Below are 21884 nucleotides of genomic sequence, written 5' to 3' on the forward strand. Positions count from 1 at the left end.
AAAGCGAGGAGATCGACCGATGATGAAGACGGTTTCGGCTGCCTTTGCCGTGCTGATGGTCACGATTGCCCCTGGGCTCGCACAACAATCCGTCGACCCAACCGGCGTGTGGCTGCGGGACGATGGCAATGCGCGCGTGCGCATCGCACCCTGCGGCAGCAATATCTGCGCAACCAATCTCTGGATCGGCGATACCAGCAAAGGCGAAGAGCCGGGCGATCGTCTGGTCATGTCGCTCAAGCCGAAATCGCCGGACACGCTGACGGGAACGGCGTACGATGCCAAGCGTGACCGTACCTATGCGATCACCGTACAGGTTTCCGACAACGCGCTTCTTACGCGCGGCTGCATTCTCGGCGGCGTGCTGTGTAAGAACGTGCACTGGAAACCGGCGAAGTGACGATGGCGGCAGGGGTCGAGACATGAAGGCCGAGCGCATCACCAGCATGGAGGAGAACGGTCCGCCACCCACGTCCGCCGGAACGCTTTATCCCGGCAAGGTCATGCACCAGCGGCTCAACCCCTTCGGCCACCGCTTCAGCTACACGGTCTTTTCGCTGCTGGTCGATATCGACCGGCTCGGGGAACTTGCTCGCCTCTCCCGCCTGCTTGCGGTCAACCGGCCCGGCGTCCTCTCCTTCCACGCGCGCGACCATGTGGAAGAGGATGGCGAGACGCTGCGCCAGTTCGTGGACCGCCTGCTGGCGCGCGCCGGACTTGAGGAGCCGGCGGCGCGCATCCTGCTTCTGGCCTATCCCCGGATGTTCGGCTACGTCTTCAATCCGCTCTCGACCTATTTCGCCTATGACACGGCGGGACGCCTGATCGCGATCATCTATGCCGTGCGCAACACGTTCGGCGAACGGCACAGCTATGTGGCGCCGGTCCTTCCCGGCGAGGAAAGCCCTGCCGGCATTCGCCAGACGCGCACGAAGGTTTTTCACGTCTCGCCTTTCATGGATATGGGTCTGCGCTACCATTTCCGCATCCTGCCGCCGGGAAAAACCGTGCGCGTGCGCATCCACGAAACCGCCGGCACGGAACCGCTGCTTGCCGCCACCTTCAATGCGGAAGCTGCGGCGCTCACCGATGTAAATCTCGCGCGCTGCCTCCTGCGCTTTCCCTTTATGACGCTGAAGGTGATGGCCGGCATTCACTGGGAAGCGCTCAAACTCTGGCTCAAGGGGGCCCGCTTCCGCACCAGCCCCCACCCACCGGCAACGGCGAGTTTCCGCGACGAGGAGCAAGCACCGGCACCGTGACGCACAGAATCAGCGCCGGCCACGAAGGACGAATCATCGCGCGACAGGCCAAAGACCCGCGAATCCCATGGCGGTCGGGCAGAACCCGCAAATGGCAGAGTGTTGCGCGGTCTGGCCGATTTTTCGCCAGCCATTCCCCAGAGGATCGCCCCGGTTTTCGGCGCCCCTTGAATTGCCAGTCGTCAATCGGGGAAGAGCGTGCGACGGACGCGCGTTCGCGGGAAACCCAGGATAGGCGCGCAGCTCCACTAACACTCGATTTTCGCAAAGAATGAAACATATTCAGTCTGTTAATAGAGGCTCGTCGCCGGAGTAAAGATGCAATCCGCGTTCGCCACACGGTCAGCGGGCACATTGTGGCACGGCATGCCTCGCACCAGCCAGCACTGTAAATTAACGCTTTGTTAACCATTTCACCGGTACACCGAAGCAACCGAAAATTAACCAAGATGACTGACGTGTTAACTCAACCCCGGCCGATCCGCCTCAAGGGGCGCTCCTTCCTTGCGCTCGCCTTGACCCCTGAGCTGCCCGTCCAGGACTGGCTGGTGCGGCTCGACGATCTGGCTGCCCGTTCGGCCGGCTTCTTCCTTCGCCGGCCGGTCGTGCTCGACGTCGAGGGCCTCGACATCGACCGTCAGGAATTGCGCGATCTCGTCAACGAACTCTCGACCCGCAACGTGCGCGTCATGGGTATCGAGGGCGCTCGCACCTCGCAGCTCGGCCCGGACATGCCGCCCGCCATGACCGACGGCCGCGCGGCCGCCGATTTCGAGGCCCCGGCGGTTTCAGAGAAGACCGCTTCCGAAAAGACGGGCGCGGCCGATCCGGTGCAGAGTGTTGTGATGGAGCCCGTCTCCGGCGCCGCCACGACGACACCCTCGCTGGTCGTCTCCCGGCCCGTGCGCTCCGGCCAGTCGATCTTCTTCCCAGAGGGCGACGTCACTATTATCGGCTCGGTCGCTTCTGGCGCGGAAGTCGTCGCCGGCGGCTCGATCCATGTCTACGGCCCCTTACGCGGCCGTGCCATGGCCGGCACGATGGGCAATGCGGAAGCACGCATTTTCTGCCGAAAGCTCGAGGCGGAACTGATCGCCATCGACGGCTTCTACAAGACGGCTGACGACATGGAACCCGAACTGCGCGGCAAGCCGGTACAGGTCTGGCTCGAAGGCGAAACCATCAAGGCCGCGACACTCGGCTGAACAGAATCCCCAACCACTGGAGAGGTACATGGGTAAGGTAATCGTTGTCACATCGGGCAAGGGCGGCGTCGGCAAGACGACGTCGTCGGCAGCCCTTGGCGCAGCACTCGCACAGGGCGGCGAAAAGGTCGTCGTCGTGGACTTCGACGTCGGCCTGCGCAATCTCGATCTCGTCATGGGTGCGGAACGCCGCGTCGTCTACGATCTCGTCAACGTCATCCAGGGCGAGGCCAAGCTCACCCAGGCGCTGATCCGTGACAAGCGCGTCGAAACGCTCTACCTGCTGCCGGCGTCCCAGACCCGCGACAAGGACAACCTGACGCCCGAAGGCGTCGAGAAGGTCATCGCTGCGCTGAAGAACGCTTTCGACTGGGTGATCTGCGACAGCCCCGCCGGCATCGAACGTGGCGCCACGCTCGCCATGCGCCATGCGGATGTCGCCATCGTCGTGACCAACCCGGAAGTCTCCTCGGTTCGTGACTCCGATCGCATCATCGGCCTGCTCGATTCCAAGACGCTGAAGGCGGAGAACGGCGAGCGCGTCGAAAAGCACCTGTTGCTCACCCGCTACGACGCCCTGCGCGCCGAGCGCGGCGACATGCTGAAGGTCGACGACGTCCTGGAGATCCTCTCCATTCCGCTGCTCGGCATCATTCCCGAAAGCATGGACGTCCTGCGCGCCTCCAACGTCGGCGCCCCCGTGACGCTCGCCGACAATCGCAGCGCGCCGGCCATCGCCTATTTCGAAGCGACGCGCCGCCTCAAGGGCGAAAACCTGCCGATCACCATCCCTGGCGACAAGCGCGGATTCTTCGGCAAGATCTTCGGAAGGAAAGCGGCATGAACCTTTTCCGCTTTTTCTCCCGTGCCCAGTCGGCACCGGCCGCCCGCGAGCGGCTGCAGGTGCTGCTCGCCCATGAGCGGGCCGCGACAGGCGACATCGATCTCGTCAACAAGCTGCGCGACGAAATCCTGAAGGCGATTTCCAAGCACATGCAGGTCGACGACGAAAAGGTCACGATCAAGATGGAACGAGGTCCACAGGTCTCGACGCTTGCCGTCGATATCGAGATCCCGTTCGACGCCGGCAAGAAAGCCGCCTGACGCCAGAAACATTCAACCGCCGCGCCCTTCAGGGACAGCGGCAACGGGCAATCCCGAAGAAGGACCACAACCCAGGCCACCGGCGCCTCAAAAGAGGACCGGAGCCGCATGCTTAAACCACTGAAAAGGAGAGTGTCATGAGCCGTTTAGCGTTGCTGGAGAGACTGAAAGTCGCCCAGAAGATGCCCAAATACCAGGGCCGTGACATCACCACGATCAGCGCCATCCTCTCCAATCAGGCGCTGGCACGGCATGTGGACGTGTGCGAGCAGGCAGCGGGTATTGTGCAACAACAGACCGGCGATGCCGCCCGGCAGCAGGCTTAGCCACGAACAAAACAACCCCGCCTACGCGGGGTTGTTGCTTTTGGGGTGTCGGATCACTCGGCGGGCTGCAGGGCCGGCGTCTCGACAAGCGTTTCCGTGACGCCGCCTTTCAGCGCCGCGTTCAGCTTCTCGACATCGAGCTCGTTTTCCCAGCGGGCGACGACGATCGTCGCGACCGCGTTGCCGACGAAGTTGGTCAGCGCACGGCATTCGGACATGAAGCGGTCGATGCCGAGGATCAGCGCCATGCCGGCGACCGGCACGGAGGGCACGACCGAGAGCGTCGCGGCCAATGTGATGAAGCCAGCGCCGGTAATGCCGGCCGCGCCCTTCGAACTCAGCATGGCGACGAGCAGCAACAGGACCTGGTCACCGAACGACAAGGGGATATCGACGGCCTGCGCGATGAAGAGCGCCGCCAGCGTCATGTAGATGTTCGTGCCGTCGAGGTTGAAGGAGTAGCCGGTGGGGATGACGAGGCCGACGACCGAGCGCTTGCAGCCCGCCTGCTCCATCTTCTGCATCAGGCCCGGCAGCGCCGCTTCCGACGACGAGGTGCCGAGGACGAGGAGCAGTTCTTCCTTGATATAGCGGATGAGCGCCACGATCGAGAAGCCGTTGTACCTTGCCACCGCCCCCAGCACCACGAAAACGAAGAGGAGCGCGGTGAGGTAGAAGGTGGCGATCAGGAAGGCGAGGTTGGCGACGGAGCCGATGCCATATTTACCGATGGTGAAGGCCATCGCGCCGAAGGCGCCGATCGGGGCGGCCTTCATGAGAATGGCGACCAGACGGAAGACCGGTGTCGTCAGCGATTGCAGGAAATCGACGACGGGCTTGCCCTGTTCGCCGACCATGCCGAGCGCGATGCCGAAGAGCACCGAGAAGAACAGCACCTGCAGGATGTCCCCTTCGGCAAAAGCGCCGACGATGGTCTGCGGGATGATGTTCATCAGGAAGCCGGTGATGGTCGATTCATGCGCCTTGGTGGCGTAAGTCGCAACCGCATTGGCATCGAGCGACGCCGGATCGATATGCATGCCCGCGCCCGGCTGCACGACATTGGCGACCAGCATGCCGACGGCGAGCGCCAGCGTCGAGAACGTGAAGAAGTAGATCATCGCCTTGCCGGCGACGCGGCCGACCTTCTTCAGATCCGACATGCCGGCAATGCCCGTTGCGACCGTCAGGAAGATCACCGGGGCGATGATCATCTTGACCAGCTTGATGAAGGCATCGCCGAGCGGCTTCAACCCCGCACCGAAATCAGGATAGAAATGGCCGACGAGCATGCCGGCGACGATGGCGACGATCACCTGGAAATAGAGATGGGTGTAGAAGGGTTTCGGGTCACGCGTTTCCGTGACGGCAGACGAGATATGCACGGCTTCCTCCTTTCGCACCCCAACCGGAGAACCGGCTCTTCCCGGGGTGACTTGCTGTAACTGCGACAAGCTCAGCAAGGGATGTGCCAATTCGTAATTCGCAATCTAAGCTATTATAATCGCTGGATTATTTCTCCTGGCACAGAACTCGACGTCAAGCACTGTGCGGATTTCCGCACGCGCACATTGAAAGTCGTGCGGCTTTATGCTCAAATTACACAATGGACGCCCCATCGGCCAATCGCAGCTCCGCCGACCTCTCCCGCTCGACACGGCGGCAGTGGCTTGCTTTCGCCGCGCTTCTTCTCGTCCTGTCGTTCGGCGCGCTCCATGCAGCCGGCGTCTACGGCCGGGCCACGGCGCTTTCCGTCTTGGAGCAACAGGGGCGAACCGAGGCGAACCTCAAGGTCGCCCTTCTGCGCGCCGTGCTGGAGCGTCCGCGCGCCCTGCCGTTCCTGCTTTCCCGCGACAGGGACGTTTCGGATGCGCTGACGGACACCGCAGCCGGCAAGCGTGAATTCCTCGACCGCAAGCTGGAAGAGCTCGTCACCGGCACGAGTGCGGCGGTGATCTACGTCATCGACCCCAGGGGCGTGGCGGTCTCGGCGAGCAACTGGCGCGAACCGACGAGTTTCGTCGGCAACGACTATTCCTTTCGCGCCTATTTTTCCCGCGCGATGAAAGACGGCACAGCCGAGCACTTCGCGCTTGGTTCGGTCAGCAAGCGGCCCGGCCTCTACATCTCGCACCGGATCGGCCCGGCGACCGCGCCGCTCGGCGTCGTGGTGGTGAAGATGGAGTTCGACCAGCTCGAAAGGGACTGGCACGAAACGCAGCGCCCCTCCTATGTGGTCGACGCCAACCATGTCGTGCTGATCAGCAGCATCCCCTCCTGGCGTTTCATGACCACCGAGCCGCTGCCGGCCGACGGTCTGGCTGCCATCCGCGAAAGCCTACAGTTCGGCGAAGCGCCGCTCGCGCCCCTCCCTTTCGAAAGGCAGGCCGACGATAACCTCATTCGCGCCCTCCTGCCCGGCGGGGGCACGCAATCCTACCTGCGCATCACCGTCCCCGTCATCTCGACGCCGTGGCAATTCGAATATCTCGTCCCGACGGGCGAAGCCGTCGCCGCAGCCATGCGCGAAGCCCGGCTCTTCGCCCTTCTCCTGCTTGGCGCCATCACCCTTCTCGCCGCCTTCTGGCTGCAGCGTCGCCAGAGGGCACTCGCCAATGCGGCGCGCGAACAGGCAGCGCGCGAGGAACTGGAGCGACGCGTCGTCGAGCGAACGCGCGATCTGAGCCTGGCGCGCGATCGCCTCGAGACCGAGATCGCCGATCACCGGGAGACCGAGACAAAACTTCAATTCGTGCAGCAGGATCTGGTACAGGCAAACCGGCTTGCCATTCTCGGCCAGGTCGCGGCCGGCGTTGCCCATGAGATCAACCAGCCGCTCGCCACCATTCGCGCCTATGCCGACAATGCGAAAGTATTTCTCGGCCGCAGCAAACCCGAACCCGTCCTCGAAAACCTTGATCACATCGCCGGCCTGACCGACCGCATCGCCACCATCACGGAAGACCTCAAGGCACTGGCACGCAAGGGCCGCACCGCCGAGGAGCCGGTCGCCGTGCGCGAGGTCATCGACGGTGCGATCCTCCTGCTACGCAGCCGCTTCACCGGTCGGCTGGAGCGGCTTGTCATCGCGCCGCTGCCAGCGGGTCTTCAGGTTTTCGGCAACCGGCTGCGGCTGGAGCAGGTGCTGATCAACCTGTTCCAGAATGCGCTGGAAGCCGTCGAGCCCCGCGCCGATGGCCGCGTCGACGTCACCGTGGAGGTTCACGAGGGCGCAGTGTTGATCGCCGTCACCGACAACGGCCCGGGCCTGTCTGACACGATCCTCGCCCAACTCTTCGAACCCTTCAACACCTCGAAGGAAAAGGGTCTTGGACTGGGGCTCGTCATCGCCAAGGACATCGTCTCCGACTATGGCGGGCAGCTGGAGGTCAAGACCGATGCCGGCGGCGCCAGCTTCCGTATCCATCTCAGAAAGGTTGGGAAATGAACCCACCTGTCCTTCTCGTCGATGACGACAAGCAGTTGCTGCATGCCACGGCACAGACGCTGGAACTGGCGGATTTCACCGTCACGGCGCTCGGCTCGGCAACCGAGGCATTGTCGGTTCTCCGCGCGGATTTTTCAGGCGTGGTCGTCTCCGATATCCGCATGCCGGGCATGGACGGTCTCCAGCTCTTCGAACGAATCCGCCAGATCGATGCGGAAATTCCCGTCATCCTCATCACCGGCCACGGCGACATTCCCACCGCCGTCAAGGCTATCCAGGATGGCGTCTACGACTTCATCGCCAAGCCCTTCGCCGCCGAGCGGCTGATCCAGTGCGTGCATCGCGCGGTGGAAAAGCGCGGCCTCGTGCTCGAAAACCGCCGCCTTCGCGAGGCCGTGCGGCAGGCGGAGGACGACTTCCCGTTGATCGGCCAGACACCCGTGATGGATCGGCTGCGCCAGACCCTGCGTCAGATCGCCGATACCGATGTCGATGTGCTGGTGACGGGCGAAACGGGGAGCGGCAAGGAGGTCGTGGCACGCCTGCTGCATGGCTGGAGCCGCCGCGCGCGCGGCAACTTCGTGGCGCTCAACTGCGGCGCCCTGCCCGAACAGGTGATCGAGAGCGAGCTTTTCGGCCACGAGCCCGGCGCCTTCACCGGCGCGCAGAAGAAGCGCATCGGCCGTATCGAGCATTCGAGCGGCGGCACGCTTTTCCTCGACGAACTGGAGAGCATGCCGCTCTCGACGCAGATCCAGATGCTGCGCGTTCTGGAAATGCGCGAAGTGACACCGCTCGGCACCAACGAGGTGCGTCCCGTCGATATCCGCATCGTCGCGGCCGCCAAGGTCGATCTTGCCGATCCCGAACAGCGCAGGGCGTTTCGCGAGGATCTCTACTACCGCCTCAACGTCGTCTCTCTCACCATCCCGCCGCTGCGCGAACGGCGCGACGACATTCCGTTGCTCTTCAGGTACTTCGCCGAACGCGCCGCCCGTCGTTTTCAACGCGAGGCACCGACGCTGTCGGCCGATATCCTGCGTCACCTGCGCGAACACGACTGGCCGGGCAATGTGCGCGAACTCTCCCACTTCGCCGAGCGTGCCGTGCTGGGCATGGTGCCACCGGCGGCCACGTCGCAGGTCTCCGCCACGGCATCGATGGAAACCGGCTCGCTTCCCAGGAGGCTGGAACGACTGGAAGCGGAGATCATCCGTGAAGCGCTCGCCACCCATGGCGGCAATGTGCAGGAAACGATCGCCGCGCTCGGCATCCCGCGAAAGACCTTCTATGACAAGCTCCAGCGCCACGGCATCGTCAGGAAAGAATTTTCCGCGAGCGACGATCTCTAGCCTCTCCGATGCTCGGCGAGTGCCATGCAGGGAAAGACGATGGTTTGCGTCGCAATTCCCCGCGCCGGGCTTGCTGCAGGCGGTTGCCGGCAACGAAAGCAGGGACGTATTGTACCATCCTTCTCAAAACCGCTTCGGCGATCTGCCAAATAGTTGCTTCCCGGACATGCCATGCTGACGCTGACACCTTTCACCTCAGCGCATTTCGCGCTCCTCCTCGACTGGTTTCCAACCCATGTCGAGCTCGTGCAATGGGGCGGGCCGCTGCTGGAGTTTCCGTTGTCGCATGATCAGTTGGAACGCATGCTCGCGGAAGGCAGGTCCGATCCCCCGGCACGGCTATGCTGGATGGCGGAAAGCGAAGGCGTTCCCGTCGGCCATGTCCAGCTCGGTTTCGACTGGCGCAATGGAAACGCCCTGCTCTCGCGCGTCGCCATCGCACCTGACATGAGAGGCCGGCGCCTGGCGTTTCCGCTGATTGCGCTGGCGATCGAAACGGCATTCCGTTTCGAGACGGTTGAACGGCTGGAATTGAACGTCTACACCTGGAACGCCCCGGCCATACGGACCTACGAGCGATCGGGCTTCAGTCTGGAAGGGGTGCGCAGATCCTCCGCACGCGTCGAAGGCGCGCGTTGGGACACGGCCATGATGAGCTTGCTGCGGCAAGACCTCCCCGATCAGCGGCCTGCATCGCCCAGCATCTGAACCGAGAAACAGAGGACGCTGCCGTCCGGGTTCGGCCTTTCAACGTGACGCGTCGGGCCGATCCCGGCGCTGGCCTTCGTTTGCCTGCACCACCGTGATGGCGATCATGTGAAAGACGTCGTCGGCATTGCAGCCGCGGGACAGATCGTTGGCCGGCTTGGCAAGGCCCTGCAGGATGGGGCCGATTGCGGAGGCGCCGCCGATACGCTGGGCGATCTTGTAGCCGATATTGGCCGCATCGAGGTTCGGGAAGACGAAGACATTGGCCTCGCCGTTGAGCGCCGACTGCGGCGCCTTGGCCGCGCTGACGGCCTCGACGAAGGCGGTGTCGAACTGCAACTCGCCGTCGATGACGAGACCGGGCGCGGCCTCGTGCGCCAGCCGCGTCGCCTCCACCACCTTGGAGACGCGCTCGTGCGCCGCACTGCCCGCCGTCGAGAAGGAGAGCATCGCCACCTTCGCCGGCTTGCCGGCCAATGCCTCGAAGGAGCGCGCCGACATGACCGCAATGTCGGCAAGGCCCGCGGCGTCCGGATCGACCACCAGCCCGCAATCGGCGAAGACGAAGGCGCCTTTCTTCACATGATGGGACGCGCACAGCATCATCAGGAAAAAGCTCGACACCAGGCCGACATCCGGCGCACGGCCGATGGTCTGGAGCGCGGCGCGCACCGTATCGGCAGTGGTCGCGACCGCCCCGCCCACCGTGCCGTCCGCCTCGTCCTCGCGCACCATCATCGCGGCGAAGACGAGTGGCGAGCCCATCGCGGCCGCCGCCGCCGCCGCGTCGATGCCCTTGCTCTTGCGAAGCGCATGATAGGCGGCCGCAAGGCGGGGCGTGAGCGCGGACGTCGCCGGATCCTCGATGCGGATCTCGCCTGCATCGGCACCGAGCGCCGCCAGCCGGGCTTCGACGGACTTTTGATCGCCCACCAGCGTGATCGACGCGATGCCGGCACGCACCGCGCGCACGGCCGCCTCGACGATGCGCGCGTCCTCTCCCTCGGGGAGCACGATATGACGGGGTGCGGCTTTCGCGGCTTCGAGAATGCGGTCGAGCGGTTTCATCAGGCGTGTCCCAGATAGTGAATGCCGACAAGGATGAAGACGGCGATGAAGACGGTCTCGGCAACGACGAGAGCCACCGCATCGCCGCCGACATCGAGTACCCGGCGCAAAGAGGTTCGCATGCCGACCGCGACGATGCCGGCAAGCAGCGCCCAGCGGGAGGTTTCCATCCCGGCTTTCGCCACCATCTCCGGAACGAGGCCGAAAGAATTGAGGGCGGCCAGGATCAGGAAGGCAACGACGAAGCCCGGCAGCAGCGGCGGGCGCTTGCCGGTTTCGCCCTCCGGCTGCGGCACGTTGCGCAGCGAGATCGAATAGACCAGCACCACCGGCGCCAGCATGGTGACGCGGATCAATTTGACGAGCGTCGCGGTTTCGCCCGCCTCCGGCGAAACGGAGAAGCCGGCACCGACCACCTGGGCAACATCGTGAATGGTGCCGCCGAAGAAGATGCCGGTGGCGCGCGCGTCGAGCCCCATGGTCTGGGCGATGATCGGATAGGCGATCATGGCGAGCGTGGAGAGCACCGTGACCGACAGCACCGTGAAGATAAGGTTGCGTTCGGAGAACTCGTTCTTGGGCAGCACGGCGGCAATGGCCATGGCGGCGGACGCGCCACAAATGGCGACCGATCCGCTGGTGATCAATGCCATCCGCCAGCCGCGGCCGAGCAGCTTTGCCGCGAGCAGCCCGAAACAGATCGTGGCGACCAGCGCCGAGACGAGCAGCAGGATCGTGCTCGCACCCAACCCGATCAGCAGTTCGACGCTGATGCGCATGCCGAGCAGAGCCACGCCGATCCGCAACACCTTCTTGGCGCACAAGTCGATGCCTGCCACGCAGCGCCCCTCTTCGGACAGGAAATGGAAGGCAATGCCGAGCAGCAGCGCCATCAGCATGGCCGGTGCCCCGTAATGGTCGGACAGGAACTGGGCCGCCACGGCGACGGCCGCGGTGACGGCGATACCCGGCCAATAGGTGGCAAACCCGGAGGGCATGCCCCGGAAACGGTCTTGGACGGAGGCGGCGAAGGTCATGATGTCTTTCCGGTCGCTGGCGGGGCCTCGCCCGCCCGACTTCCGCCGGGCAGGACATGGATCGTTCGGGCCGATCAGGCGCGCTTCTGCGGGCGCATGTCGGCACGGTCGATGCCGGCAACCGGCACCGGCTTCTTCATCGCGTCGCGGCGGAAGGGCTCGCCGAGTTCCTGGTTGAGGATGACTTCGACGAAGGTCGTCACGCCACGCGCCTGGTCAGTGATCGCCTTCGACAGCGCCTCGGTGAGCGCGGCGGGCGTATCGACGGAAACACCCTTCAGCCCGCAGCCCTCGGCCACCTTGGCGTAGCTGAGATTGGGGTTGAGTTCGGTGCCGACGAAGTTGTTGTCGTACCAGAGCGTCGTGTTGCGCTTTTCCGCACCCCACTGGTAGTTGCGGAAGATCACCATGGTGATCGCCGGCCAGCCCTCGCGACCGATGGCGCCCATCTCGTTCATCGAGATGCCGAAGGCTCCGTCGCCGGCAAAACCGACCACCGGCACATCCGGGCAACCGATCTTGGCGCCGACGATCGACGGGAAGCCGTAGCCACAGGGACCGAACATGCCGGGTGCGAGATATTTCCGGCCCTGCTCGAAGGTCGGATAGGCGTTGCCGATGGCGCAGTTGTTGCCGATGTCGGTCGAGATGATCGCTTCCTTCGGCAGCGCAGCCTGGATCGCCCGCCAGGCCTGGCGCGGCGACATCCGGTCCGGCTCGCGGTTGCGGGCGGCCTCGTTCCACTCAGTGCCGACATCGTCGTCCTCATGGTCCATCGAGGAGAGCTGCTGCTGCCAGGCCGAGCGGGTCTGGTGGATGGTCGCCTTGCGCTCGTCGCGGCCGGCATTGCCGGCAGTCGAGGAAAGCTGCTCGAGAATCTGGCCCGCCACCTGCCTGGCGTCGCCACAGATGCCGACGCTCACCTTCTTGGTGAGGCCGATGCGGTCGGCATTGATGTCGACCTGGATGATCGCGGCATTCTTCGGCCAGTAGTCGATGCCGTAGCCCGGCAGGGTCGAGAACGGATTGAGCCGCGTGCCGAGCGCCAGCACGACGTCGGCCTTGGAGATCAGCTCCATCGCCGCCTTCGAACCGTTGTAGCCGAGCGGGCCGACCGACAGGCGGTGGCTGCCGGGGAAGGCGTCGTTGTGCTGGTAGCCGCAGCAGACCGGGGCATCAAGCCGTTCGGCAAGCTTCATGGACGCGTCGATCGCGCCGCCGATGACGACGCCGGCACCATTGAGGATGACCGGGAACTTGGCTTCCGACAGCAACCTTGCCGCCTCGGCGATCGCCTCCGGTCCGCCGGCCGGGCGCTCGAAGCGCACAATGGACGGCAGATCGACGTCGATCACCTGGGTCCAGTAGTCACGTGGGATGTTGATCTGCGCCGGGGCGCAGCCTCGGATCGCCTTCTCGATGACCCGGTTGAGCACTTCGGGAATACGCGAGGGGTCACGCACCTCTTCCTGGTAGCAGACCATCTCCTCGAACATCGCCATCTGGTCGACTTCCTGGAAGCCGCCCTGGCCGATGGTCCTGTTGGCCGCCTGCGGCGTCACCATCAGGAGCGGCGTGTGGTTCCAGTAGGCGGTCTTGATGGCGGTGATGAAGCCGGTGACGCCGGGGCCGTTCTGGCCGATGGCAATCGACATCGTGCCGGTCGCGCGGCTGAATCCGTCCGCCATCATGCCGGCATTGGTTTCATGCGCGCAGTCCCAGAAGCGGATGCCGGCCTTGGGAAACAGGTCCGACACCGGCATCATGGCCGAGCCGATGATGCCGAAGGCATGTTCGAGGCCATGCATCTGGAGAACTTTGACGAAGGCTTCCTCGGTGGTCATTTTCATGGCGGGTTCCTTTCCCTGACGGAATTGATCGAGATGTCTGGCGGTTAGAGGATTTCGTCGCGCAGGGCGTACCAGCGGTACATTCCCCACTGGCCGAGCCGACGGAACGGCGTGAGAAGCCCGTGGCTCGGGAGCGGCGAGGTGAAGATCGGAAGGTCGAGGCTGGCGCTTTTTCCAGCGACCATCTGCGCCATGCGACGGCCGGCCTGGGCCGAATACATGACGCCGTTGCCGCCGTAGCCCATGGCGTAGAACAGCCTCTGGCTGGCATCCGGCTGGAAGATGCGCGGCATCATGTCATGGCTGACATCCACCCATCCCCACCAGGAATAGTCGACCTCGATACCGCGCAAGGTCGGGAATTTTCGGTAGAGCCCTTCGAGCAACAGCGTGAGATGTTTCGGGTTGGTCGCGTCGCGCCCGGTGATGGCGCTGCGGCTGCCGATCTGCACCCGGCCGTCCGGCAGCATGCGGTAATAGTGGCGCAGCGTGCGCGTATCGGTCAGCGGAATGCGCGCCTTGAAATTCAGCGCCTGCTGCTCGCCCGCCGTCAGCGGCCGCGTGACGATGGAGTTCGACAGGATCGGCATCAGGCGATGCTTCGTCAGCGCGTTCATGCCGGGAGACGTGTAGCCGGCGGTCGCGATGCAGACGGCGCGGGCGCGCACCGTACCGCCCGGGGTGCGGAGGTAATGCACGCCGCCCTTGGCGGTGCAGTCGAGCACGGGGCTCGACGTGTGTACCGTGGCACCAAGGCGTCGCGCCAGCCGGAGATAGCCGAAGGCGAGCTTGGCGGCGTGGATGCCCATGCCGTCCGGCTCGTACATGGCGCCGCGGGCTTCTGCATCATTGACGAAATCGCTGTGGATTTCCTCACGCGAAACCATGCGGGCGCGGTAGCCGAAGACATCGTTTAGAATGCGGGTCTCGCTTTCGAGCGCCGGAAGAACCTTGTCGCGATGCGCGATGTAGAGATGGCCGCCATCCTGCGGATCGCAGTCGATCTCCGGCTCGCGGACCAGCGCGCGGAACAGGTCGAAACCCTCGGCGATCTCGGAATGCATGCGCTTTGCGACATCGACGCCCCAGCGGGCGATCCATTGCGAGCGCTTCAGCCGGCCGGCGGAGAGTTGGGCCTGCCCGCCATTGCGGGTGCTGCATCCCCAGGCGACGCCATTGGCTTCCAGCACGGTCGCCTTGATGCCGTGCTCGCGCGCCAGATGGATGGCGCAGGAGAGACCGGTATAACCCGAGCCGATGATGGCGACGTCGACATCGACGTCGCGCGTGATCGGGCCGTCATCTTCCGGTTCCGGGCCGGCCGTGCCGATCCAGTAGGTCGGGGCATAGTCCTTTCCAGTGCCGGGGCTCGGGGCATGGTTGGGGTCGTAGGCGGGATCAAAGGGCCGTCTTTCGGCCTTCAGGGGCGTGGCGTGCTGATGCATGGCTTTGCTCCGGCCATCAGTAGCGGGGTTGCAGGACCGGGCGGTTCTTGCGGAACGCCTGCTTGCGCACGATCTTGCCGTCGCGGAAGGTGAAGAGGTCGCAGCCCTCCGCTTCGATGCGGCTGCCATCGGCCGCCGTTCCGGAGAAGGTCCATTCGGAGACGCCGCGCTCGCCATCGGCGAAGTGGCTGTGGTTGCCCCATTCCGCATCGGGCATCGCCGTCCAGACACCGCTGAAGGCTTCGGCAATCGCCTGCCCCCCGGTGATGCGGGTGCCATGGACCTCCGGGCCGCCAACCGCATTGAAGACGCAGTCCTCGGCGAAGAAATGCATGACCCCGTCGATGTCGTGCCGGTTGAAGGCGTCGAAAAGCGATTTCAGGTCGGTTGCGGTCAAAGTCATCGTCATGTCCTCTGTCTGTCGGAAGGCATGGCTCCGCCGTGGGCGGCGAATGCCGTCCTGCAGGGCCGCCATGGCCGGGGTCGAAATGGGGTGGTGGGGCTTAGATGCGCCCCTTCCAGGGGATCAGCACCTTTTCGAGGTAGCGGATCAGAAGGTCGAAGGCGAAGGCGAAGATGCCGATGATGAAGATGCCCATGATCACGGTATCGCTTTCGAGGTTTTCGGCCGCGTTCAGCACCATGAAGCCCAGACCGCGATTGGCCGCCACCATTTCGGCGGCCACCAGCGTCGTCCAGCCGACACCGATGCCGATGCGCATGCCGGTGAAGATTTCCGGCAGGGCGGCTTTCATGATCACCTGGCTGATGACCTGCCCGCGGGTGGCCCCCATCGCATAGGCGGCATGGATCTGCTCCGTCGAGACCGAGCGGACACCTGCCCTTGCAGCAATCGCCATCGGCGCGAAGATCGCCAGATAGATCAGGAAGACCTTCGGGAATTCACCGATGCCGAGCCAGATGATGACCAGCGGCAGGTAGGCGAGCGGCGGCAGCGGACGGTAGAACTCGATGATCGGATCGAACAGGCCGCGCACGAAGCGGTTGACGCCCATCAGGACGCCGATCGGCACCGCCGTGACGAGAGCGAGCGCAAAGGCGCCGAAGACGCGGCCGATACTGGCCAGCGTGTGCTGCCAGAGCGTGGAATTGGAGACCCCCTCCGTCAGCGCCATCACGAACTTCTCCCAGACCGCCAGCGGCGATGGCAGGAAGAGCGGTTTGACCCAGCCGGATTCCGTGACGAGGAACCACAGCGCGATCAGCACGGTCGCAGTCATCAGACTGATCATTCCGCTGGCACCCTCGCCGGGGGCGCCGAAGATCCTGCCCGCCTTGGCGGGTTTGGCGCGGGTCACACGGTCAAGCATGGGCCACCTCCGGATTGCCGGACGCTCGCTCGTCACCATAGATGATGCCCAGGACCTCTTCGCGCATGCGGATGAATTCGGGGCTGGACTTGATGGCGCGGGCATTGCCCTCTTCGAGGAACCGGCGATTGAAATCGAGTTCGTAGGTATGGGTGATGCGGCCGGGGCGCGGCGACATGACGATCAGCCGCGAGCCGAGGAAGAGCGCCTCCTCCACGCTGTGCGTGATGAAGAAGAACATCTTGTTGGTGAGCTGCCAGACCTTCAGCAGCAGTTCCTGAATGGTTTCGCGCGTCAGCGCATCGAGCGCCGCCATCGGCTCGTCCATCAGCAGCATGGCGGGATCGCAGGTCAAGGCGCGTGCGATGCCGACGCGCTGCTGCATGCCGCCCGAAAGATGATAGATCATGTGGTTGTGGAAATCCTGCAGCCCCACAAGGGCAAGGTTCTTGGCCGCCAGCTCCCGGCGTGTCGTCTTGTCGACGCCGCGCAGCTTCAGGCCGAATTCCGTATTTTCCATGACGTTCAGCCAGGGCAGGAGCGCGTGTTTCTGGAACACCACGCCGCGCTCGGCGCCCGGGCCGTTGACCCGGTGGTTGCCAAGCGAGATATCGCCGTCCGACGGCGCCATGAAGCCCGCCATCAGGTTGAGCAGCGTCGTCTTTCCGCAGCCCGATGCGCCGAGTGCCACGACGAAGTCGCCGCTGTTGATGGTGAGATTGACCCCCTTGAGGGCGATCACCGCCTGGTCCGAGTAGAGCCCCGGATAGGTTAGACTGATATTCCTGACGCTAAGCGTTTCCATGCGACATGCCTCCCTGCACTCGGTCACGGTTCGTATAGAGTTTTACGCAACTCCGGACGCAACCCGTTCAAACACGTTTGCTGAAATTGCTCTATGCGATGACGGTGGCACCGGCCGCCGGGAGCGGCCAGTGCCAGAGCGGCGATTGTGCGCTATTTCGCGGCCGCTTTCGCAAAATCGGCGTTCACGAAGGGCGCATAGTCGTCGAGCGCCTTGCCGATCTGCTTCTGCTCGACGAGGAATCTCGCGCTTTCATTGAGCGCGCGGGTCGCCCCGCCGCCAAGCCAGGTATCGGATGCCTGTTCGTCGGCATTGGGGAAGGACAGCAGGCCCAGCGCCTCGACCGTGCTTGGACCGTCGCCGCCGATGAGTTTGACGATGTTCTGGACCGGGGCTGAATCCGCCGTCCAGGCCGCTTTGTCGGCATTGTAGTCCGCATAGGACTGGGCGAGCACCTTGGTGAAGGCCTCCATCAGCTTCGGGTTCTCCGCCGCCCAGGCCTTGTCGACCACCAGGCCGTCGAAGGTGGGCACGCTCGCCGCGCCGACGACCTCGCTGTCTGAGATCGCCTTGCCGGTTTTCAGGATTTCCGACAGTGCCGGCGGCCAGACGTAGGCGGCGTCGATATCGCCGCGCTGCCAGGCGGCGACGATCTGCGGCGGCTTCAGGTTGAGGATTTCGACCTCCTTCGGATCGACCTTCCACACCTGGCTCATGCCGACGAGCAGGTGGAAATGCGAGGTGGACACGAAAGGCACCGCGACCTTCTTGCCCTTGAGGTCTTCCGGCGTCTCGATGCCCGAGCCGTTGCGGGCAACCAGCGCTTCGGACTTGCCGATATTGTCGAGGATCCAGAACAGTTGCAGGTCGACGCCACGCGTCGCCGCCGCAGCCGTGCCGGTGGAACCGATCACGCCGATCGGCACGTCACCCGAGGCGAGCGCCGTCGTGATGTCGCCGGCCGACGAGAACTGGCGCCAGTCGATGGCGTAGCCCGCTTCCTTGGCGGCGGCATCGAAGCGGCCGTCGGCGATGGCGGCGACGAAGGGGCCGACGATCTGCTGGTAGCCGACGACCAGCTGGGTTTCAGCGTAAGCGGCGCCTGACGCAAAAAGCCCTGCAATGATGCTCGTCGTGGCCGCGAGGCCACGAATAGTTCTGAAAAGCATGTTGTCCTCCTTTGGTGGTTCCCAGCCGGATGTCCCGGTCTTGTCCGAATAGAGATAATGGTGACATCCCACTTGCCTTATATCCAGTCTGGAAGTTGAATAATGCCAGTTTAGCTTCGTGATGGAGATGCCTGTGCGCACCAATGTGTCCGAGACGATCTTCTTCATCGACCGGGACACGCGTGTCGGTTTGCAGGCCCAGTTGCGCGAGGCGGTGGTTTCGGCCGTTCTGGCCGGGCGCGTGCAACCCGGAGCGCACCTGCCCTCGACCCGCAAGCTCGCGGACTATCTCAACATCTCGCGCATCACCGTAACCCTTGCCTATCAGGAGCTCGTCTCCCAGGGCTATGCCGAAGCCGCCGATCGCAGTTCCTACCGCATCGCACTCAACCCGCCTCATCAGGCATTGGGGCGGGATCTCCCGACCTCGGGATCCGCCACGGTGGACTGGAGCGGCAAGCTGAAGATGGATTTCGGCGTCGTCCGCCGCGTCGAGAAACCTCTGGACTGGCGACGATATCCCTATCCGTTCCTTTACGGCCAGATGGACCCGACACTGTTCGATCTCAACGCTTGGCGCGACTGTGCCAGGCGGGCGCTGGCGCAGGAGGACTTCATCCTGATGGCGAGCGATTTTGCTGCCGCCGACGATGTACAGCTCGTCAACTACATCTGCTCACGAACCCTGCCGCGACGCGGTATTCACGCGACGCCGGACGAAATCCTCGTCACCGTCGGCGCGCAGAACGCATTGTGGATCGTCACACGGCTGATCCTCGAAAAGGGATCGAGCGCCGTATGCGAAAATCCGTGCCATCCCGATATCAGCGCCTCGCTCCTGCTCAGCGGTGCAAGGGTCACGACCGTGGATGTCGATGGCGAGGGGTTGCCGCCGGAAAATCTTCCTGACGACACGGAAGCCGTTTTCGTAACGCCGAGCCACCATTCGCCGACAGGCGCGACCATGCCGATCGACAGGCGCATACGGCTTCTGCAGGCTGCCGCCGAGCGGGATTTCGTGATCGTCGAGGACGACTACGAGTTCGAGATCAGCTACCTCGCCCCACCCTCGCCGGCGCTGAAGTCCTTCGATACGGCGGGGCGTGTCCTTTACATCGGCAGTTTTTCCAAATCGCTGTTCCCAGGCCTCAGGCTCGGTTATCTGGTGGCGCCCGCCCCCTTCATCCGGGAAGCGCGCGCCCTGCGCTCGCTGATGCTGCGTCATCCGCCGGGCCACCTGCAGCGCACCGTCGCCTACTTCCTTGCACTCGGGCACTATGACGCGGTGCTTCACCGTATGCGGTCCGAATATCATAAACGTCACGATGTGATGGCCACGGCACTGCGCGGGAAGGACCTGAAGATCGTCGGAGCATCCACGTTCGGCGGAACGTCCTTCTGGATGGAGGGACCTGAAGGCCTCGACGCCGACCAGCTTGTCAGCGAGCTGCGTCGCGATGGCGTCCTCGTCGAATCCGGATCGCCCTTCTTCCCGCAGAGCGATCAGCCCTGCCGCTTTTTCCGCATGGGCTATTCCTCGATCCCGCGCGGCAACATCGTGGAGGGCGTTGCACGCGTGAAGGCATGCATCGATCGGTTGACGGGATAACAACGCGTCTGGAATCGACCGCCCCCTCCCGATAGGAGGTCTCCCCTTGACCCCGACTGCCAGAGGAGACGAAGCCGCTTCTTGGAAAGCCCAGACTTACCTTTTCAACTGAATGCCATGTTATGCCCACGAACGACCGCCACCGGCCGTCCGTAACGACAACCGGCTAAGTTCCTCGATAGACAGGGAGTACGGTATTCGAACAAGGCTTGAACCGACCCATTTGACGAAGCGTCAGAACAGCGCATCGTCAAAGAGATCTTCGTCACTCATGGCAACGGTTTGCGCGGCCTGCGCATCGATCATCCCGCCGAACACGCGCATATGGATCTCGCGCTCGGAGGCCATGGTGTAGACACGCGCAATACGGCTGCCGAGATCGGCCATCGCGTCTTCGAGGCCGGCAGTGTCGGGCATGTCGCGATCGATCAGGGTTCCCGCGCTTGCCGCGCAGTCGGCGAGCACGTCGCCGAGTTCGGCGTTGAAGTCGAGGCCTGCAATGGTCCGGCTGGCCTTGGCCGAAATGTCCGCGCCGCAATCGCGCAGCGCTGCCATATCCTCTTCCATGCGGTCACCCGCACGGCGGATATGCTCGAGCACTTCTTCGAGATGGGCGTCGAGCGAGCCGCCCGCCGCATTGCCGGCTTCGCCAAGCTTGACGGCATCGCCTTCCAGCGACTGCAGCTCCGTGAGAATGCGTTCGGCCGTCTCGTCGAGCTGCGCGGAAAAGCTGCGCAGTTCCGCGGTTACCACATTGATCGCCCGCCCCTCTTCACCGAGCTTGCTGCAGCGCAGGTTTGTGTTGAGCGCCATATAGTGGATGTCGGTGCGAACCAGCTGGATCGTCTTCACGCCCTTCAAAAGCTCCTGCACCGTCTCGACCGTGCTGGTACCCAGCGCATTCGCCTTGCCGGCAGCCTGCTCGATGTCGCGCACGACGGTGCGGGCCGCATCGATATCGGCCTCCAGCGTGCGCATCGCCCGGTCGGCCGAGTGGCCGTCGGTCGCATCCATATCGCCGTAAAGCGCCATCAGCCTGTCGATATCAGCGCCGAAACTGCGGATCGTACCGACGACGGTCTTGCATTCGCGCCCGAAGTCGCTGGTGATTTCGACAAGCTGGTCGTGCACGAGATGGCGCACGAGGACGGTGAGGCGTCCAGCGGCCTCGCCATCGAGTGTGGCAGCCGCAAGATACTCTTCCAGGAATGCAAAGGCCGACTGGCAATGTTCGATGCGCTGGCGCGTGATGTCGCCAATCTGCATGGAGGAGAGCGTGGTCGCAACCTTTGTCTGCACGAGGCGCGCAGAGCTGCCGACCTTGCCGGCGAGCTGCGAAAGGTGCTTGCGTTGAGAAGTGAGTTCCGCCGCATTGCGCGAGAGATTGCCGGCAATATCCGGCACGCTGCGGCGAAAGCGCTCCAACGCTTCACCGCCGCCGGCCGAAGCCGCGTCGATCACGCTGCCGAGCGTGTCGATCTTGGCGCCGAGCGCATTGACCTCGCGCGTGCCGAACTGGATGCGTTCGAGGATCTCTTCCGCGAAGCCGGAAAAATCCGGAATGGCGGCACCCGTGATTTTGGCCGTCGTCGCGAAGGTGCGCAGATATCGCAGCGTCTCCTGCATATCCGCGATATAGGTGCAGAGCGACTTCTTCGTCACCGCCACGCCGGCGAGACGCTGCTGGCGCGTATCCTCGATGGCAGGCAGAGCCGTAAGATGATCGACCGTCGCGACCAGCCGGCCGATCGTCGCCTCGGCTGTCTCGTCATCGAGAGACCGTGACAGATTCTCCAGCGATGCAACCAGACGGTTCAGGACGTCGAGTACGGCGAGCAGCACGACACCGCCGTCGAGGAAGCGCTGTTCGATGCGGGAACGGGCCCCTTCGAGACGGGAAACGAGTTCCGTCTCGGTCGTCTGCCGCTCTACGCGGACTGCGCTCGCTGTTCTTGACACGCCATACCCCACTTTCAAGAAACCCTGACCTGAGCCTAGGGCGAACAATGTAACGCACCGTAAATTCGCATCCCCTCATGTAGTAGAAACAGCCTTCCGGAAGCCGTTTTGCACAGCCCTACCCGTGGATGTGAGCATCACTAGAATTAGGGATTTATAAATAATATCTCTAATGTAGTCTCCTTTAATTTATATATTTAAATCAG

The 21884-nt window shown here is 63.8% G+C and carries 20 protein-coding genes; 10 read left to right on the forward strand and 10 right to left on the reverse strand.

Annotation, left to right across the window (positions count from 1 at the left end; all coding sequences use genetic code 11):
• The first annotated feature begins 19 nt into the window (after nucleotides 1–19).
• The 6 genes from MUO32_RS01230 (at nucleotide 20) to MUO32_RS01255 (ending at nucleotide 3897) form a co-directional block, all read left to right on the forward strand.
• The gene (locus MUO32_RS01230; RefSeq protein ID WP_257946414.1) at nucleotides 20–400 is read left to right on the forward strand and encodes a DUF2147 domain-containing protein; all 381 of its coding nucleotides are present in this window, start codon (nucleotides 20–22) and stop codon (nucleotides 398–400) included.
• A 22-nt stretch (nucleotides 401–422) separates the two neighbouring features.
• The gene (locus tag MUO32_RS01235) at nucleotides 423–1262 is read left to right on the forward strand and encodes a DUF1365 domain-containing protein (RefSeq protein WP_257946415.1); all 840 of its coding nucleotides are present in this window, start codon (nucleotides 423–425) and stop codon (nucleotides 1260–1262) included.
• Nucleotides 1263–1711: 449 nt separating this feature from the next.
• Nucleotides 1712–2467, forward strand: coding sequence for a septum site-determining protein MinC (minC, locus tag MUO32_RS01240; protein ID WP_257946416.1), 756 nt, complete (start codon nucleotides 1712–1714; stop codon nucleotides 2465–2467).
• 28 nt (nucleotides 2468–2495) lie between these two features.
• A complete protein-coding gene (gene minD / locus MUO32_RS01245) occupies nucleotides 2496–3311 on the forward strand; it encodes a septum site-determining protein MinD (RefSeq protein ID WP_257946417.1) in 816 nt (271 codons plus the stop codon).
• On the forward strand, nucleotides 3308–3571 hold the full coding sequence (minE, locus tag MUO32_RS01250; protein ID WP_257946418.1) for a cell division topological specificity factor MinE: 264 nt from the start codon (nucleotides 3308–3310) through the stop codon (nucleotides 3569–3571). The genes minD and minE overlap by 4 nt, the downstream gene beginning before the upstream one ends.
• Before the next feature lie 137 nt (nucleotides 3572–3708).
• Entirely contained in the window at nucleotides 3709–3897 is a 189-nt protein-coding gene (locus MUO32_RS01255; RefSeq protein ID WP_257946419.1) for a hypothetical protein, read from the forward strand.
• Between the two features lie 53 nt (nucleotides 3898–3950).
• On the opposite strand, the gene MUO32_RS01260 is transcribed toward MUO32_RS01255, so the two are convergent.
• On the reverse strand, nucleotides 3951–5282 hold the full coding sequence (locus MUO32_RS01260) for a dicarboxylate/amino acid:cation symporter (RefSeq protein ID WP_374708574.1): 1332 nt from the start codon (nucleotides 5280–5282) through the stop codon (nucleotides 3951–3953).
• 221 nt (nucleotides 5283–5503) lie between these two features.
• Between MUO32_RS01260 and MUO32_RS01265 the strand changes: the two genes are divergently transcribed.
• From MUO32_RS01265 to MUO32_RS01275, 3 genes are all read left to right on the forward strand, one after another.
• Nucleotides 5504–7345 (forward strand): ATP-binding protein, encoded by a 1842-nt coding sequence (locus MUO32_RS01265; RefSeq protein ID WP_257946420.1) that lies wholly within the window; start codon nucleotides 5504–5506, stop codon nucleotides 7343–7345.
• Nucleotides 7342–8697, forward strand: a complete 1356-nt coding sequence (locus MUO32_RS01270; RefSeq protein WP_257946421.1) for a sigma-54 dependent transcriptional regulator — start codon at nucleotides 7342–7344, stop codon at nucleotides 8695–8697. The genes MUO32_RS01265 and MUO32_RS01270 overlap by 4 nt, the downstream gene beginning before the upstream one ends.
• A gap of 171 nt (nucleotides 8698–8868) precedes the next feature.
• Nucleotides 8869–9405 (forward strand): GNAT family N-acetyltransferase, encoded by a 537-nt coding sequence (locus MUO32_RS01275; RefSeq protein ID WP_257946422.1) that lies wholly within the window; start codon nucleotides 8869–8871, stop codon nucleotides 9403–9405.
• A gap of 39 nt (nucleotides 9406–9444) precedes the next feature.
• On the opposite strand, the gene pta is transcribed toward MUO32_RS01275, so the two are convergent.
• The 8 genes from pta to tauA all read right to left on the reverse strand — a co-directional run bounded on the left by pta (nucleotide 9445) and on the right by tauA (nucleotide 18110).
• A complete protein-coding gene (gene pta / locus MUO32_RS01280; RefSeq protein ID WP_257946423.1) occupies nucleotides 9445–10473 on the reverse strand; it encodes a phosphate acetyltransferase in 1029 nt (342 codons plus the stop codon).
• The gene (locus MUO32_RS01285; protein WP_257946424.1) at nucleotides 10473–11510 is read right to left on the reverse strand and encodes a YeiH family protein; all 1038 of its coding nucleotides are present in this window, start codon (nucleotides 11508–11510) and stop codon (nucleotides 10473–10475) included. The genes pta and MUO32_RS01285 overlap by 1 nt, the downstream gene beginning before the upstream one ends.
• A gap of 74 nt (nucleotides 11511–11584) precedes the next feature.
• Complete coding sequence (gene xsc, locus MUO32_RS01290; RefSeq protein WP_257946425.1) at nucleotides 11585–13360, reverse strand: sulfoacetaldehyde acetyltransferase; 1776 nt, start codon at nucleotides 13358–13360, stop codon at nucleotides 11585–11587.
• A gap of 44 nt (nucleotides 13361–13404) precedes the next feature.
• Nucleotides 13405–14805: an FAD-binding oxidoreductase gene (locus MUO32_RS01295; RefSeq protein WP_257946426.1), complete on the reverse strand. Its 1401-nt coding sequence runs from the start codon at nucleotides 14803–14805 to the stop codon at nucleotides 13405–13407.
• 16 nt (nucleotides 14806–14821) lie between these two features.
• Nucleotides 14822–15202: a nuclear transport factor 2 family protein gene (locus MUO32_RS01300; protein WP_257947143.1), complete on the reverse strand. Its 381-nt coding sequence runs from the start codon at nucleotides 15200–15202 to the stop codon at nucleotides 14822–14824.
• Nucleotides 15203–15308: 106 nt separating this feature from the next.
• The gene (locus MUO32_RS01305; protein WP_257946427.1) at nucleotides 15309–16136 is read right to left on the reverse strand and encodes an ABC transporter permease subunit; all 828 of its coding nucleotides are present in this window, start codon (nucleotides 16134–16136) and stop codon (nucleotides 15309–15311) included.
• Complete coding sequence (locus tag MUO32_RS01310) at nucleotides 16129–16941, reverse strand: taurine ABC transporter ATP-binding protein (protein ID WP_257946428.1); 813 nt, start codon at nucleotides 16939–16941, stop codon at nucleotides 16129–16131. The genes MUO32_RS01305 and MUO32_RS01310 overlap by 8 nt, the downstream gene beginning before the upstream one ends.
• Nucleotides 16942–17093: 152 nt before the next feature.
• Entirely contained in the window at nucleotides 17094–18110 is a 1017-nt protein-coding gene (tauA, locus tag MUO32_RS01315; protein WP_257946429.1) for a taurine ABC transporter substrate-binding protein, read from the reverse strand.
• Between the two features lie 133 nt (nucleotides 18111–18243).
• On the opposite strand from tauA, the gene MUO32_RS01320 reads away from it, so the two are divergent.
• Entirely contained in the window at nucleotides 18244–19719 is a 1476-nt protein-coding gene (locus MUO32_RS01320; protein WP_257946430.1) for a PLP-dependent aminotransferase family protein, read from the forward strand.
• A gap of 234 nt (nucleotides 19720–19953) precedes the next feature.
• On the opposite strand, the gene MUO32_RS01325 is transcribed toward MUO32_RS01320, so the two are convergent.
• The gene (locus tag MUO32_RS01325) at nucleotides 19954–21678 is read right to left on the reverse strand and encodes a chemotaxis protein (protein WP_257946431.1); all 1725 of its coding nucleotides are present in this window, start codon (nucleotides 21676–21678) and stop codon (nucleotides 19954–19956) included.
• Between the last annotated feature and the right edge of the window lie 206 nt (nucleotides 21679–21884).

It is taken from the genome of Shinella sp. CPCC 101442 (genome assembly GCF_024704725.1).
Classification (GTDB): domain Bacteria; phylum Pseudomonadota; class Alphaproteobacteria; order Rhizobiales; family Rhizobiaceae; genus Shinella.

Bases quoted from the DNA above. Each gene is read 5' to 3' on its own strand.
- minD (WP_257946417.1), top strand. From the start codon at position 2,496: ATGGGTAAGGTAATCGTTGTCACATCGGGCAAGGGCGGCGTCGGCAAG.
- xsc (WP_257946425.1), bottom strand. From the start codon at position 13,360: ATGAAAATGACCACCGAGGAAGCCTTCGTCAAAGTTCTCCAGATGCAT.
- MUO32_RS01235 (WP_257946415.1), top strand. From the start codon at position 423: ATGAAGGCCGAGCGCATCACCAGCATGGAGGAGAACGGTCCGCCACCC.
- MUO32_RS01285 (WP_257946424.1), bottom strand. From the start codon at position 11,510: ATGACCTTCGCCGCCTCCGTCCAAGACCGTTTCCGGGGCATGCCCTCC.
- pta (WP_257946423.1), bottom strand. From the start codon at position 10,473: ATGAAACCGCTCGACCGCATTCTCGAAGCCGCGAAAGCCGCACCCCGT.
- tauA (WP_257946429.1), bottom strand. From the start codon at position 18,110: ATGCTTTTCAGAACTATTCGTGGCCTCGCGGCCACGACGAGCATCATT.
- minC (WP_257946416.1), top strand. From the start codon at position 1,712: ATGACTGACGTGTTAACTCAACCCCGGCCGATCCGCCTCAAGGGGCGC.
- MUO32_RS01275 (WP_257946422.1), top strand. From the start codon at position 8,869: ATGCTGACGCTGACACCTTTCACCTCAGCGCATTTCGCGCTCCTCCTC.
- MUO32_RS01310 (WP_257946428.1), bottom strand. From the start codon at position 16,941: ATGGAAACGCTTAGCGTCAGGAATATCAGTCTAACCTATCCGGGGCTC.
- MUO32_RS01230 (WP_257946414.1), top strand. From the start codon at position 20: ATGATGAAGACGGTTTCGGCTGCCTTTGCCGTGCTGATGGTCACGATT.
- MUO32_RS01295 (WP_257946426.1), bottom strand. From the start codon at position 14,805: ATGCATCAGCACGCCACGCCCCTGAAGGCCGAAAGACGGCCCTTTGAT.
- MUO32_RS01265 (WP_257946420.1), top strand. From the start codon at position 5,504: ATGGACGCCCCATCGGCCAATCGCAGCTCCGCCGACCTCTCCCGCTCG.
- minE (WP_257946418.1), top strand. From the start codon at position 3,308: ATGAACCTTTTCCGCTTTTTCTCCCGTGCCCAGTCGGCACCGGCCGCC.
- MUO32_RS01255 (WP_257946419.1), top strand. From the start codon at position 3,709: ATGAGCCGTTTAGCGTTGCTGGAGAGACTGAAAGTCGCCCAGAAGATG.
- MUO32_RS01305 (WP_257946427.1), bottom strand. From the start codon at position 16,136: ATGCTTGACCGTGTGACCCGCGCCAAACCCGCCAAGGCGGGCAGGATC.
- MUO32_RS01270 (WP_257946421.1), top strand. From the start codon at position 7,342: ATGAACCCACCTGTCCTTCTCGTCGATGACGACAAGCAGTTGCTGCAT.